Origin of the sequence: Cyanobium sp. Cruz-8D1 (genome assembly GCF_024345975.1) — a bacterium.
In the GTDB taxonomy this organism is placed as follows: Bacteria; Cyanobacteriota; Cyanobacteriia; order PCC-6307; family Cyanobiaceae; genus Cyanobium.
Genome location: NZ_JAGQCD010000021.1, coordinates 55,448 through 68,529 on the forward strand (window position 1 = coordinate 55,448; position 13,082 = coordinate 68,529).

Consider the following 13,082-nt stretch of genomic DNA (forward strand, 5'->3'; position numbering starts at 1 on the left):
CCCTGCCACCCCATGGGTTTCCTGCTCTCCAAACTGCTGCCGCTCGGCCTCTACCCCCTCGGCGTGGCCCTGCTGCTCCAGATCGCCGGCCTGCTGGGCGGCCAGCGCCGCTTCGGCCCGGTGCTCTCCGGGGTGGGCATCGCCCTGCTCTGGCTGGCGGCCACGCCCCTGCTGAGCCGCCAGCTGGTCTGGAGCCTGGAGGAGCGGGCCGCCCGGCTGACGCCCTCGCCGATCCCCAGCGCCGATGCGGTGCTGGTGCTGGGCGGCGGCCTGCGGCCCGCCCTGCCGCCCCGTCAGGGGGTGGAGGTGAACGAAGCCGGCGACCGGCTGCTGCGCGCCGTGGCCCTGATGCGGGAGGGCAAGGCCCCCTGGCTGCTGGTGACCGGCGGCAAGGTCACTTTCATGGCCAATGACCCGGCGGCCGGTGAAGCCCTGCTGGCCAAGGCCCTGGCCACCAGCCTGGGGGTGGCCGCCGATCGGATCGTGACCAGCGAGGAGGGGCGCAACACCGGCGAGGAGGCCGGCGCCCTGGTGCGGGTGGCCCGGCAGCGGGGCTGGAACTCCCTGCTGCTGGTCACCAGCGCCACCCACCTGCCCCGTTCGCTGGCCACCCTGCGTCGGGCCGCCCCGGACCTGCGGATCATCCCGGTGGCCTGCGACTTCCAGCTGCCCGAGCGGCGCTCCTTCGGCACCCCCACCCTGGCGGGCACCGTGATGGGGGTGCTGCCCAGCGCCGAAGCCCTGGTGCTGACCACAACGGCCATGCGCGAGCACCTGGGCCTGGTGGCCTACCGGCTGCGGGGCTGGATCTGAGCTGGATCGCTCGCCGGGCGCTGCGGGGGTTACTTCTTGGGGACCGGGGGCACCAGGCTCACTCCCTCAGGCGGGGGGGTGGGGTCGGGATCGGCGATCAGCATGTGCTGCAGCACGATCTCCGGACGTTCACTGTCCCGCCAGCGGATGCGGTAGGCGGGCATCTTGGTTCCCCGGCTGGTGGTCTGTTCCACCGGTTCCATGACCCAGCCACGGCGAGATCGCCCCTGGGGATTGCGCTTCACCACCGCATCGGCGTGTTGAAAGCGAAAACCGACGCGCTCACCACTCATACCAGAGCCCCGAGGGGGAAAAGGCCTACTGGAGACCATTATCCCACTGCGTCGGTTCCCGCCCTCTCCCGCGCCTCCGGGCGCAGCAGGGGGAAGGCGATCACATCACGGATCGAGGGGCTGTCGGTGAGCAGCATGGCGAGGCGGTCGATGCCGATGCCGAGGCCGCCCGTGGGGGGCATGCCCACCTCCAGGGCGTGCAGGAAGTCCTCATCCACCGTCTGGGCTTCGGGGTCCCCGGCCTGGCGGCGCAGCTGCTGCAGCTCGAGCCTGGCCCGCTGATCCAGCGGATCGATCAGCTCGCTGAAGGCATTGGCCGTCTCCCGCCCGACGATGAACAGCTCGAAGCGCTCCACCAGCCCCGGCTTGCTGCGATGGGCCCGGGCCAGGGGCGAATTCTCCACCGGGTAATCCATCACGAAGGTGGGCTGCACGAGGCTGGTTTCCACCGCTTGCTCGAAAGCCTCCACCAGCAGCCGGCCCACGCTGTCGGCCGCCTCGGGGGCCGCCAGGCCAGCGGACTGCATGGCCGCGGCCGCCTGGGCGCGATCGGCGAAGGTGTTGAAATCCAGGCCGGTGGCCTGCTCCACCAGCTCATGCATGCTCACCCGCCGCCAGGGCGGGGTGAGGTCGATCGCCGTGCCCTGGTAGGTGAGGCGCGTGTCGCCGCAGACCTCCAGGCAGGCCGCGGCCAGCAGCTGCTCGGTGAGGTCCATCATCGTGTGGTAATCAGCGAAGGCCTGGTAGATCTCCACCGACGTGAACTCGGGGTTGTGCCGGGTGCTGATCCCCTCGTTGCGGAAGATGCGGCCGAGTTCGTAGACCCGCTCGAAGCCCCCCACCACCAGCCGCTTGAGGTGCAGTTCGGTGGCGATGCGCAGGGTGAGGGGCAGGTCGAGGGCGTTGTGATGGGTGGCGAAGGGGCGGGCGTCGGCACCGCCGGCTTCGGTCTGCAGGACAGGCGTTTCGATCTCGAGAAAGTCGCGCTCATCGAGCCAGCGGCGCATGGCGCTCACCAGCCGCGCCCGGCGCCGGAAGGTTTCGCGGGTGTCGGGCGAGACGATCAGATCGAGGTAGCGCTGGCGATAGCGCTTCTCCACATCCGCCAGGCCGTGCCATTTGTCGGGCAGGGGCTGGAGCGCCTTGGTGAGCATCACCCAGTCGGTCACCTTGACCGAGAGTTCGCCCCGATCGGTGCGTCGCAGGCTGCCGTGCACCCCGATCCAGTCGCCGCCGTCCACCAGGGAGGTGATCTGGGCGAAACCTTCGGGCTCCTCCGGGTGGGCCGCCAGCAGGGTGGCCATCTCGATGAACAGCTGGATCGGACCGGATTCGTCGGCAATGGTGAAGAAGGCCAGCTTGCCCATCACCCGACGGGTCATCACCCGGCCGGCGACGGCCACCTCAACGGCCCTTTCCTCGCCGTTGGGCAGGTCGCCATGGGCCTGCTGCAGCTCGGCGGTGCGGTGGCTGGGGGCGAAGCTGAGCGCATAGGGAGCCCGACCGAGGGACTCCAGGGTGCGGGCTTTCTCCAGACGGGTCTCACGCAGATCCGACAAGGCAGGCTGGGGGTGGAGAAGGGTGGCTGCCCATCCTGCAGGATCAGCCGGCGGCGGCCAGGGAGGCCTCACCCATTCGCTGGGAGGAGTAGCCCGTGCCCCGCACGGTGAGGATCAGCTCGGGGTTGCGGGGATCGGGCTCGAGCTTGCCGCGCAACCGGGCCACGTACACATCCACCACGCGCAGGTCGGCGGCGCGGCGGGGGGGATAGCCCCAGAGCTGCTCGAGGATCTCGGCCCGCGGCACCACCCGGCCCGGCTCCCGGAACAGCAGCTCCAGCAGGCTGAATTCGGTGTAGGTGAGGGCGATGCGCTGGCCCTCGCGCGTCACCTGGCGGCGGTTGGTGTCGACCACCAGATCGCCCACCCGCAGCACGCCGGAGCCGACGGGGAGCTCACGCGGCTCGCTGGTGGCCGCCCCCCGGCCCATGCGCCGCAGGATCGTGGAGATGCGGGCTTCGAGTTCCTTGGGGCTGAAGGGCTTGGGGAGGTAGTCGTCGGCTCCCAGGTCCAGGCCCGCCACCCGTTCGGCGATGGCATCGAGGGCGGAGAGAAAGATGATCGGCACGCAGGATTCGGCCCGCAGCCGCCGGCAGACGGCAAAGCCGTCCAGCTTGGGCAGCATCACGTCGAGCACCACCAGATCGGGCTGCTCCTGGTGGAACAGCGCCAGGGCCTCTTCGCCATCCTCGGCACAGAGCACCCGGTAGCCGGCCAGCTGGAGACGCATCATCAGCACACGGCGGACGGCTGCTTCGTCGTCGACGACCAGCAGGGTGGCAATCGGCTGTGAGGGGGAACCACCACCCGCGGAAGCCTCCAGATCAGCACCATCGGTGAAGGGGGAGGAAACCGTGGGCATGGGCATCGCTCCGGTCCACTCAGATGAAGAATCGCAACCATAACGCGACGCCGTTTGGGGCCGCGAGCACGGAAACGGCTCCGGCAGCGGGCGTCTGAGCGAAAGGCAACATGTCTTCGGAATCCCTTGCCTGCCCCGCCGGCGCCGCTCCCTTCAGGGCTTCAGGGCCAGCGGGCCTCGGCATAGCGGTTCCACTGCAGCTCGGCTTCGGCCAGGGCCGCATCGCTGTCGAGCTGCCCCAGCATGGACCGCTGCAACTGGGTGTAGAGGATCGCCTGCAGCCGCTTCACCCCCGGGGTGGCCGGCACCAACACCCGGGCCTGGGCCAGGGTCTCGATTGAGAGCAGCCGGGCGTTGTGCACCAGGCGCTCCTGGCCATCGCTGGGGACCGCCCCCCGCAGCTTGCGCTCCAGGCTCGCCAGGGCTCCCCTGGAGGAAGGCAGCACCCGGGCCTCCTCGGCGAAGGCCAGCTGGTTGGCCGCATCGCTCAGGAACAGGGCAAAGCTCACCGCCTCCGGGGCCATGGCGCTCTGGCGGGGCACCACCAGGTTCATCACCGCCACATTGGCTTCACCGTTCGCCCCCGTCAGGGGCGGGAAGGGGGCGGAGGTGGCGGCAATGCCGGGGGCGTTGGTCTGCAGGTTGCGCAGGAAATCGGGGCCACTGGCCACCTGGGCCAGATCGCCGGCCTGGAACAGCTCGATGGCGCGCCGGTAGCCCTGGCTCACCACCTCCCGCGGCAGCAGCCCGCGGCGGTAGAGATCGCTCCAGAAGGCGAAGGCGCGCCGGCCGACCGGACTGTTGAAGGCCGCCCGCTTGCGATCGTCCAGAAGCTGCACCCCCATCTGCACCAGCGCCTCCATCAGTTCGCCGGAGTCGTCGGGGACGACGGTCACGAACAGGGCGTAGCGGCCGGTGCGGCGCCTGACCGCCTCGGCGTAGGCCGGCACCTCCTCCCAGCGGCGGGGCGGGGCGGCCAGACCGGCCCGCTGCAGCAGCCGCCGGTTGGCGATCGTCACCCGGGCGGTCAGGTACCAGGGGATGCCGAACTGCTCGCCCTGCTGCTGACCCGAGGTCCAGATGCCGGCCACATAGCGATCCGCGGCGCCGGGGGGAAGCAGGGGGGTGAGATCCCGCAGCCCCCCCTTGCTGGCCAGGTTGGCGGCGAAGTTGGGGTTGAGATTGACCAGATCAGGGGCGGTGCGGGCGAACACGGCCGCCAGCAGCTTGCGTTCCACCGATCCCCAGGGCACGTCGGTCCAACGCACCGTGACGCCGGGATGGTCTTGCTCCCAGGCCGCGATCACCCGCCGCATGTAGGTGTTGAAGCGGGGCGCCAGGTCCAGGGTCCAGACGTTGAGCAGCTTGCCCGCGTTGGCCCCGGGCCGCCGCGCGCAGGCCCCGGCGCCCAGGGCTAGGGCGACGGGGGCGGCCAGCAGGCGCAGGGCCTGGCGTCGTGGCAGGGATCTGGGCATCACTCAGCGCCGCCAGCCGGAGCCCACCTGGCGCCAGAGCAGCAGCTGCAGGGAACAGAGCATCGGAGCGATCAAGGCCGTGATCAGCGTCTGGGCGAGCAGGACCCGCAGGCCGGATCCCGCCAGATCATCCCAGCGCCACCCCGGCTGGGCCAGCAGGGCGGGATTCACCCCCTGATCGGCCAGGCTGCGGCCCACCTCCGGTCCTGCCAGCTGGATCGCCTCTCGGGTACTGACCCAGTCCAGGACCCCCCACTGCAACATCAAGGTGAGGCCGAGCAGGGCGGTGCCCAGAAGGGCGAGCAGACCGAGGCTGAAACTGCGCTGGATCAGCGGTGCCCGCCGTCCCATCCGCCCCCACCACCAGCCCAGCAGCAGCAGGGCGGGCACCTGGGTGACGCCGCCGGGGTAAACGGCATCCAGCAGCAGTCCCAGGGCGAGGCCGGCGCAGGCCCCCGAAAACGGTCCGTCACTCAAGGCCCAGGGCAGCAGCCACAGCACCGCCCAGCACGGACCGACGCCATCAAGGCTGAGCCAGCCCGGCGAGGCCAGGACGAGCAGCGGCACCAGCAGGGCCGAGGCGACGAGCAGGGGCTGGCGGGTGAGCAGATCCATCAGCGCACCTGCACCTGCACCTGCACCCAGTCAAGGGCCGAAACCGGCGCGATCAGCTGCACCACAGCCACCGGGGCCGGGTCGGCGTTGGCGTCCATGGACTGGATCACACCCACCGGCAGGTTCGGCGGCACCAGGGTGCTGGCGGGGGATGTCACCACCACGTCACCGGGACGGGCCTGGGGATCCTTCTCCAGGAAGCGCAGCAGGGGCCGGCCGGTGCCGATGCCGGTGAGCAGGCCGTGGTTCTGGGTGCGCCCCACCCACACCCCGACACGGCTGCGGGGATCGGTGAGCAGGGTGACGCTGGCGGTGCTGGGGGTGACACTGCCCACCAGACCGACCAGACCGCCCGGACCGACCACCGCCTGGCCGGCCCGGATACCGCTGAGGGCCCCCTGCCCAAGCAGCAGCTGCCGCCACCAGCCGGCACCATCCCTGGAAATCACCGGGGCCGTCACCCGGTTGGGATTCTGCTTCTGCAGCTCCAGCAGGGTGCGCAGCCGCTGGTTGTCCTGCTCCAGCTGGGCCAGCCGGGCCCCGTCTTCCACCCGGCGGGCCGAGCGCAGCCATTCAGCCTGGGCCGTCCCGGGCCAGAAGGGTCGGCTCAGCAGGGCAAAGGCATCGGCGATCAGCGCCCCCTTGCTGAGGCGCACGGCCACGAGCGCCAGCAGCACCAGCAGCCAGGGGGTGATCCGCCGCAGGGACGAGCCCTGGACGAAACGCAGCCAGCGCCATGCCGGCATGGGGGTCAGGCCGTCTGACGGAGGAATTCGGGGGTGTCGAGCACCCGCTCCAGCCGGCTGTAGTCCTCCAGGACCATGCCGCAGCCGTTGACCACGCAGAGCAGGGGGTCTTCGGCCACGTGGGTGAGGATCCCGGTCTCGTGGCTGATCAGATCACAGATGCCCCGCACCAGGGCACCGCCGCCGGCGAGCATGATCCCACGGTCGACGATGTCGGCCGCCAGCTCGGGAGGGGTGCGCTCCAGCGTGCGCTTGACCGCCTCCACGATCACGTTGAGCGGCTCGGCCATGGCTTCACGGATGTCTCCGGCCCGGATGTTGATCGTGCGCGGCAGGCCGGAGAGCAGGTGCAGACCCCGCACATCCATGGAGGTCTCGTCGTGGGCGTCGTCGGGGAACGCCGAGCCGATGCGGATCTTGATGTCCTCGGCGGTGCGCTCGCCCACCACCAGGTTGTGCACCTTCTTGAGGTAGACGGTGATGGCGTCACTGAGCTCATCACCCGCCACCCGCACCGACTCGCTCAGCACGGTGCCGCCCAGGCTGAGCACCGCCACCTCGGTGGTGCCACCGCCGATGTCGACAATCATTGTGCCCACCGGCTCGGTGACCGGCAGGCCGGCACCGATGGCGGCTGCCACCGGCTCATCGATCAGGTGCACCTGCCGGGCCCCGGCCAGGCCGGCCTGATGCACGGCACGGCGCTCCACGCCGGTGACGCCGCTGGGGATGCCGATCACGAGGCGGGGGGCGATCACCCCCCGGCCCTCGTTGCCCTTCTGGATGAAGCTCTTGATCATCTGTTCAGCGGCATCGAAATCGGCGATGACCCCGTCGCGCAGGGGGCGGATCGCCCGGATGTTGCCGGGGGTGCGGCCGAGCATCAGCTTGGCCTCCTCACCCACGGCCAGGGGGGTGCCGCGCTCCAGGTCGATCGCCACCACGGACGGCTCCTGCAGCACGATCCCCTTGCCCGAGACGTACATCAGTGTGTTGGCCGTCCCCAGGTCGATGCCGATGTCGCGGGAGAACTGGAAACGGCGGAAAAACACGGGCAGGGCCTCTGGCAGCGGCGAATCATAGGTGGGGCGATCCCAGCAGACCGGCCCAACCGCCATGGGTGTGACAACCGGGACGAAGGGTGGAACGGAAAGAGAGAGGCCCCCGATCGGGGTGCCCCATCATTGATCCACTCGTTTCAGGAGCACGCCATGGGCGTCAATTCCATCACCCTCGTCGGCAGAGCCGGCCGCGACCCCGAGGTCCGCTACTTCGAATCCGGCAGCATGGTCGCCAACCTCACCCTGGCGGTCAATCGCCGCAGCCGCGACGACGAACCGGACTGGTTCAACCTGGAGATCTGGGGCAAGCAGGCCCAGGTGGCCGCCGACTATGTCCGCAAGGGTGCCCTGATCGGCATCATCGGTTCCTTCAAGCTCGACCGCTGGACGGACCGGGCCAGTGGGGAGGAGCGCAGCAAGCCCGTGATCCGGGTCGACCGCCTGGAGCTGCTCGGCAGCAAGCGCGATGCCGAAGGCGGCGGAGGCGGAGGCGGCAGTTTCGGTGGCGGCGAGCCCAGCGAAGAGGAAGTGCCCTTCTGAGCCTTTCGACCCAGCTAGTGCTGCGGGGGCTTGTGCCAGTGACCCAGCCGGGTTATCAAGCGGCCTGAAGCCAAAGGAGGCGCCCCCCCGGGCGCCTTTTTTACTGTTCGGAGGCCGTTGGCTCTGGATCAGGGACTGTGACGGCTCTGCTTCCAGAGGCGCAGTCCCAGCCAGGCGGCCCCCGCCAGCAGCGCCAGCACCAGCAGCACCTTCACCACCCTGGCGGCGGGCTCGATCCAGAGTTCAACGTTGGTGTAGCTCTCCCCCAGCAACAGTCCGGCCAGCGTCAGCAGCAGGGTCCAGATCAGGCTGCCGGCAGTGGTCCAGAGCAGAAAGGGCGTCATCGGCATCATCTCGATGCCGGCGGGGACGGAGATGAGCGTGCGGATGCCTGGCACCAGCCGCCCCCAGAACACCAGAGCCGTGCCGTGACGGCTGAACCAGCGGCGACTGCGCTGAAGTTCCTGAGAGCTGATACCGATCCAGCGTCCGTGGCGATCAAGCCAGTGCTCGATGCGCTGCTCGTTCACCAGCCGGCCGATGCCGTACCAGGGGAGGGCACCGAGAACGGTGCCCAGCAGGCCGGCCAGCACCACCGGAATCAGGGAGAGCTTGCCCTGCTGCACATAAAAGCCCCCGAGGGGCATGATCAGCTCCGACGGGATGGGAGGGAACAGGTTCTCCAGAAACATGGCCGCAAAGATCGCGCCATAGCCCGCTGCCGGGTTGGCCTCCACGGCCGCCCCGATCATCTCGGGCAGCTTCTGGACCAGTTCGATGGCCACTACGATGAAGCAAAGTCCATGAAGAGTCTTCCACGTCGCCCATCATGTAGCGCTCATTTGAAATGAGCGAATGAGGCTGGAGCAGCCACCATTGGCCCACAAGGAGCATTGCCGCTCAGCTCTGACACCTCTATCGTCAAACGAAGAGAATGCGAAGAGACCTCTATGCGTGCCTGTTGCTATGATAGCGCTCGCTTCTCAACATATGTGAACGGGAATCAGCTGCTCATCCTGTTCGGGTATTCCGTACTCCTCTGCGCGGGCCAAGCTTTGTTCAAGTTGTCTGCCCCGAGCGGAGGCTTGAGCAGAGGGGCGTTGTCATTTTTGGGGGGCTTGATTCGGAATCCAGTTTTCATTACGGGCTGTGCCGTTTACGCCCTATCGACATTTGCCTGGGTTGCTATTCTCACACGCCTGCAGCTTTCTTATGCCTATCCGCTGGTGATCGCCTTCTCAATCCTATTGACATCGCTAATGGGAATATTGCTATTCAGAGAGCACATAACATTTCACAAGTTAGCAGGTATTTCAATGGTGGCTGCAGGTGTTGTCTTTCTTGCTAGGTCAAATTCCTAATGGCTCTGCGCAGGGACTCCAGCTACATCGCCCCAAGGCTCGGAGGATTCGGACCTTGGTTGGCATGGAAGGTGCGTGCGTCAATTTTCAAGCAGTTGATGGAAGAGTACGATCCCCCGCACAGCTGGAAGGTTCTCGATGTGGGAGTCACCTCAGACCAAACACCTGACTCCAACTTCTTTGAACGTCTGTACCCCTTTCCCGCCTCAGTCACAGCGGTTGGGCTAGAGGATGCTTCCCATCTTGAGCGTGACTTTCCAGGACTGACCTTCATTAAAGCTGATGGAAGGTCTTTGCCCTTCCCGGACAGATGCTTCAAATTGGCGTTCTGCTCGGCAGTCATTGAACATGTTGGGTCTCAGGCTCAACAACTGCAACTCATTGCAGAGCTAGCTAGGGTCGCCGAGTCTACTGTCCTGACCACTCCAAACCGTTACTTTCCTTTGGAGTTTCACACTCTGACCCCGTTTCTGCACTGGTTGCCACCAAGGCTATTCCGAAGATTCCTAAGGCTGACCGGTCAACATTTCTTTGCAGAGGAGGCCAATCTCAATCTTTTGAGCGAAAGAGATGTGGACAGGATGCTTGACTCTCTAGGCCTGAGATACCAAAAGAAGCCATATTACCTTATGGGCATGAAGAGCAACTTAGTCTATCATCTATCAAGCTCCACGTGAGCCTTGATAACATTAGCATTGCTGCCTTTTGGATGAAGATTGCGATACGTCGATATCTTGGCTGCCGTGAGATAGGCGGAGATGGAGAGAAGCAAGGAAGTGCAGGTCACAAAGGTTACCAAAGAAGTCATACGAGAGGAGAGACTGCCCTGCAACCAAAAGATTAGCAATGCAACAAAACCAGCCGACGACACAAAAGCAGATATCCCAGCAATCTTAAATATTCGGTCTGTCCCACGATTTAGGCCCAAGAAGTTGTCGATTCTCCGAGACATGCCAGACCTACGCATAGGATACTCTGAGTAAAGCATTTCTCTAGTAGAGAGATAATCAGAAACGATTCCAATACAGGCGACAAGACAGGAGAAGGCAAAAACTAACGTACTGGGACCGGAAAACGGAGCGAGTCCGAGTCCGAATGAAAACAGCAGTGCAAGAGCCATTAACAGTAGAAGGCCAGTGAAAGGAAGAAAACTGAATTTGGGGCTGAACGACAACATGAACTTCAGATGCCGCCATCCATCTCGCCAAGTTTTGAGGTGCGGAATTCTCCCTGGAGGATTCGGCCATAGGTTCGTGGGAATCTCAGCGGTCCTCAGATCCATGAGGCTTGACTTAATCACCATCTCTGAGGCGAACTCCATCCCTGAGCAGTGAAGATTCAGGGCAAGAATGGCGTCCCGATTGAACCCCCTCAAACCGCAGTGGAAATCGCCGATCTTGATCCCAAAAAACAATCGTCCCAATGCGCTGAGCACGGGGTTGCCGAGGTGCCGATGCAGCAAGGGCATCGCTCCAGGGGCAATCCTGCCCTTGAAGCGGTTGCCCATCACAAGGTCGTAACCCTGTTGAAGCTTGCCGAGGAACTGGCCGGCTTGAGCGAACTCGTAGGTTGAATCGGCATCCCCCATCAAGATGTAGGTACCTTTCGCAGCCCGGATTCCTGCGAGCAGTGCGGCGCCATAGCCACGAATGGGCACGTCAACAACGTGAGCTCCTGCAGATTGGGCAATCTCCTGGGAACCATCGGTACTTCCATTGTCGGCAACGATCACCTCAAATGGACATCCGCATGCTCTTCCACCTTCGTAACAATCAGCGATCACACTTGATAGCGTGCGGGATTCGTTGAGACAAGGAATGACAAACGTCAGCAGCGGAACTTCAGCCTGCATGGCAACTAATCTCGTTGAAAAGCAATATCCTCATGGGGGAGAATAGAGAACAATGGCAATCTGATGTGGGCTTGATTTTATTCAATACCCTATGCCGTTCCATTATGACACCTTAGGCAAGTTACTCCGGAATTGCCTTGAATGCCCTAACGGCATGTAGTAAGCAGAGAGACGAGCCAGCAGACCAATGAACAATGGACTGGCCATGGTCACATAGGCATCGCCTGGAAAGCTTGTGAGGCCTAGAAGAGTATACGTTGCAAGCTGAAGGCCCAAACAAAGCAACATCCACACACACACTGGATCCCATAGCTCAGACAGTCTTGATCGCATCGTTGCAAGGCCAACGGAAATAACAGCAAGCACGATCATGAGCCACTTTCCGGCGGCTCCCAGAATGCTTGCAGCCCGAAGGATTCTGTGCCACTTGAATGATTCAGTCAAACTTACTTTCCGAATTCCAAGAGGTCTCGCCAGCGTTTCGTGGAGACCGCCCACCTGCTCAATTGCAAGAGTGACCTTTCCATGGGGGTAAACTGCTGGGATCAGCACAAGCGATGCGATTCTGCTCCCTTCCTTTGCAACTTCATTGATTAGGCTGCGAAAACCCCATCGGCTCATGGATGGCTTGTAGCCAACCTGTGGAGAAGAACATAAAAGCATACTGGATTGTTTGCAGATGGAATCCAGTTCACTGTTGGCAGATTGGACCACTCTTTGAAAAGAAGCTTCACTTGCCCCAGGCTCAAGTACTGCGCCAATGGCATCGCGAAGAGCCCACATAAACCACCCACCACCGATCTCGCCACAAGTGTCAGGATAGATGCTGCAGCCATGAATTCTCCAATGAGATGGGATATTGTTGAGTATCCTGCTGAGGTGACTACCTGAGTCACTCTCCTGTATGATTGCCCCGAGTGTTGTCTGCCTTACCGGAACCCTGGCCAGAGCAGCCTCTCCGTTGACACTTATACCAAGCAACCTTCCATATAGACTAGGGAACTCCCCTTCCTCAGTGCTATTAGAAATGAAAGATCCGTAGTGGAAACCATTCAAACCGCTAATCGCTAAGACTGGAAGTTTTGTCCATGCAACAATTCCGAGCACAACAAGGAGCGCGGCTAGAAGTTTAATTCCCAAGCGGTGATGAAGCTGCTGCCGATGTCTCCATGCAAAAACCAGCCCACCGAGAATGAGCCATGCCGCCAATTCAACCCAAGCCACCATTCGGCCCTCTCTTGTGATCAAGATCAGCCCGAAGCAGGTGGCAGTTCCAAGCAAGCCCATGACAAGTGACACCTTGAACTTAATTTGCTTCCGCAACTGATCAAGGCTCCAAGTACCAAGCCCAAAAGCAATTATTTGCAATGGGATGTAGGTGCCTTCTCGCAAGTTTCTGAGTCCCATATTCCCAAACTGAAATGGATCGAGGAGCAACGTGATCAGGGTCACTACCCTCAGCCAGTTGGGAGCTTTGTTTAATGCCGTGCCTACGAAGACTAAAGAACCGACCAAGTAAAAGATCCTTTTGTACGCGAAAGGATTGATGCCAATGCGGGCAGCTACGGCAGTTAAGACAGAGTGGAGAGGGCCCTTACTGGTGGATAATATGTCCCAAGATCCGAGCCATTGGCCATCCAAGATGGAGTTTGACCACTTCATAAAGAGGCCGTCATCATGAGGAGATCCTGGGAGGCTAATTCCGGGAGCTGGAACTATGGCAATGAGATAAAATAATATTATAACAAAATAGGCTAGTGTTCTGTCCCAGAGATACGAGAGCAAAGACGCTGAATCTTTTCCAAGATTGAATCCGCCGTAGCCGTCCAGGTGAATGGAGCTGTGTTCTTGTTATATGCCGCCACGAACTGCTCGATCCTGGCGATCAGCTGCTTGACACTGGAG

13 protein-coding genes and 1 pseudogene are annotated in these 13,082 nt (G+C 63.4%); 3 read left to right on the top strand and 11 right to left on the bottom strand.

What is annotated here, in order from left to right; genetic code table 11:
* Positions 1 to 12: 12 nt before the first annotated feature.
* Entirely contained in the window at positions 13 to 813 is an 801-nt protein-coding gene (locus tag KBZ33_RS13370) for a YdcF family protein (RefSeq protein ID WP_254953649.1), read from the top strand.
* A gap of 29 nt (positions 814 to 842) precedes the next feature.
* On the opposite strand, the gene KBZ33_RS13375 is transcribed toward KBZ33_RS13370, so the two are convergent.
* The 7 genes from KBZ33_RS13375 to KBZ33_RS13405 form a co-directional block, all read right to left on the bottom strand.
* Entirely contained in the window at positions 843 to 1,106 is a 264-nt protein-coding gene (locus tag KBZ33_RS13375; protein WP_015109772.1) for a hypothetical protein, read from the bottom strand.
* A gap of 38 nt (positions 1,107 to 1,144) precedes the next feature.
* A complete protein-coding gene (gene lysS, locus KBZ33_RS13380) occupies positions 1,145 to 2,665 on the bottom strand; it encodes a lysine--tRNA ligase (protein ID WP_254953648.1) in 1,521 nt (506 codons plus the stop codon).
* Positions 2,666 to 2,708: 43 nt separating this feature from the next.
* Positions 2,709 to 3,533 carry a response regulator transcription factor RpaB gene (rpaB, locus tag KBZ33_RS13385; protein WP_396108496.1) on the bottom strand — a complete coding sequence of 275 codons (825 nt, stop codon included), beginning with the start codon at positions 3,531 to 3,533 and terminating at the stop codon, positions 2,709 to 2,711.
* A 155-nt stretch (positions 3,534 to 3,688) separates the two neighbouring features.
* Positions 3,689 to 5,002, bottom strand: coding sequence for a sugar ABC transporter substrate-binding protein (locus KBZ33_RS13390; RefSeq protein ID WP_254953642.1), 1,314 nt, complete (start codon positions 5,000 to 5,002; stop codon positions 3,689 to 3,691).
* A gap of 3 nt (positions 5,003 to 5,005) precedes the next feature.
* A complete protein-coding gene (locus tag KBZ33_RS13395; protein WP_254953640.1) occupies positions 5,006 to 5,617 on the bottom strand; it encodes a rod shape-determining protein MreD in 612 nt (203 codons plus the stop codon).
* Positions 5,617 to 6,363: a rod shape-determining protein MreC gene (gene mreC / locus KBZ33_RS13400; RefSeq protein WP_254953638.1), complete on the bottom strand. Its 747-nt coding sequence runs from the start codon at positions 6,361 to 6,363 to the stop codon at positions 5,617 to 5,619. Before mreC ends, KBZ33_RS13395 begins: the two co-directional genes overlap by 1 nt.
* A 5-nt stretch (positions 6,364 to 6,368) precedes the next feature.
* Positions 6,369 to 7,415, bottom strand: a complete 1,047-nt coding sequence (locus tag KBZ33_RS13405; RefSeq protein ID WP_254953758.1) for a rod shape-determining protein — start codon at positions 7,413 to 7,415, stop codon at positions 6,369 to 6,371.
* A 159-nt stretch (positions 7,416 to 7,574) separates the two neighbouring features.
* Between KBZ33_RS13405 and KBZ33_RS13410 the strand changes: the two genes are divergently transcribed.
* On the top strand, positions 7,575 to 7,964 hold the full coding sequence (locus KBZ33_RS13410) for a single-stranded DNA-binding protein (RefSeq protein ID WP_254953636.1): 390 nt from the start codon (positions 7,575 to 7,577) through the stop codon (positions 7,962 to 7,964).
* Between the two features lie 128 nt (positions 7,965 to 8,092).
* Here the strand turns inward: KBZ33_RS13410 and KBZ33_RS13415 are convergent, their stop codons facing one another.
* The gene (locus tag KBZ33_RS13415; protein WP_254953756.1) at positions 8,093 to 8,716 is read right to left on the bottom strand and encodes a DedA family protein; all 624 of its coding nucleotides are present in this window, start codon (positions 8,714 to 8,716) and stop codon (positions 8,093 to 8,095) included.
* A gap of 707 nt (positions 8,717 to 9,423) precedes the next feature.
* Here KBZ33_RS13415 and KBZ33_RS13420 point away from each other — a divergent pair.
* Positions 9,424 to 10,002 carry a class I SAM-dependent methyltransferase gene (locus KBZ33_RS13420; RefSeq protein WP_254953634.1) on the top strand — a complete coding sequence of 193 codons (579 nt, stop codon included), beginning with the start codon at positions 9,424 to 9,426 and terminating at the stop codon, positions 10,000 to 10,002.
* On the opposite strand, the gene KBZ33_RS13425 is transcribed toward KBZ33_RS13420, so the two are convergent.
* The 3 genes and pseudogenes from KBZ33_RS13425 to KBZ33_RS13435 form a co-directional block, all read right to left on the bottom strand.
* Complete coding sequence (locus tag KBZ33_RS13425) at positions 9,981 to 11,177, bottom strand: glycosyltransferase family 2 protein (RefSeq protein ID WP_254953632.1); 1,197 nt, start codon at positions 11,175 to 11,177, stop codon at positions 9,981 to 9,983. The two genes, KBZ33_RS13420 and KBZ33_RS13425, sit on opposite strands and share 22 nt — an antisense overlap.
* 102 nt (positions 11,178 to 11,279) lie before the next feature.
* On the bottom strand, positions 11,280 to 12,629 hold the full coding sequence (locus KBZ33_RS13430) for a hypothetical protein (RefSeq protein ID WP_254953630.1): 1,350 nt from the start codon (positions 12,627 to 12,629) through the stop codon (positions 11,280 to 11,282).
* A gap of 302 nt (positions 12,630 to 12,931) precedes the next feature.
* Positions 12,932 to 13,082: pseudogene (locus tag KBZ33_RS13435) on the bottom strand (IS630 family transposase); the annotation flags it as partial.

Coding starts and splice junctions, on each gene's coding strand:
- KBZ33_RS13420 (WP_254953634.1), top strand. CDS start 9,424: ATGGAAGAGTACGATCCCCCGCACAGCTGGAAGGTTCTCGATGTGGGA.
- rpaB (WP_396108496.1), bottom strand. CDS start 3,533: ATGCCCATGCCCACGGTTTCCTCCCCCTTCACCGATGGTGCTGATCTG.
- KBZ33_RS13410 (WP_254953636.1), top strand. CDS start 7,575: ATGGGCGTCAATTCCATCACCCTCGTCGGCAGAGCCGGCCGCGACCCC.
- KBZ33_RS13395 (WP_254953640.1), bottom strand. CDS start 5,617: ATGGATCTGCTCACCCGCCAGCCCCTGCTCGTCGCCTCGGCCCTGCTG.
- KBZ33_RS13425 (WP_254953632.1), bottom strand. CDS start 11,177: ATGCAGGCTGAAGTTCCGCTGCTGACGTTTGTCATTCCTTGTCTCAAC.
- KBZ33_RS13375 (WP_015109772.1), bottom strand. CDS start 1,106: ATGAGTGGTGAGCGCGTCGGTTTTCGCTTTCAACACGCCGATGCGGTG.
- KBZ33_RS13415 (WP_254953756.1), bottom strand. CDS start 8,716: ATGATCGGGGCGGCCGTGGAGGCCAACCCGGCAGCGGGCTATGGCGCG.
- KBZ33_RS13390 (WP_254953642.1), bottom strand. CDS start 5,002: ATGCCCAGATCCCTGCCACGACGCCAGGCCCTGCGCCTGCTGGCCGCC.
- mreC (WP_254953638.1), bottom strand. CDS start 6,363: ATGCCGGCATGGCGCTGGCTGCGTTTCGTCCAGGGCTCGTCCCTGCGG.
- KBZ33_RS13370 (WP_254953649.1), top strand. CDS start 13: ATGGGTTTCCTGCTCTCCAAACTGCTGCCGCTCGGCCTCTACCCCCTC.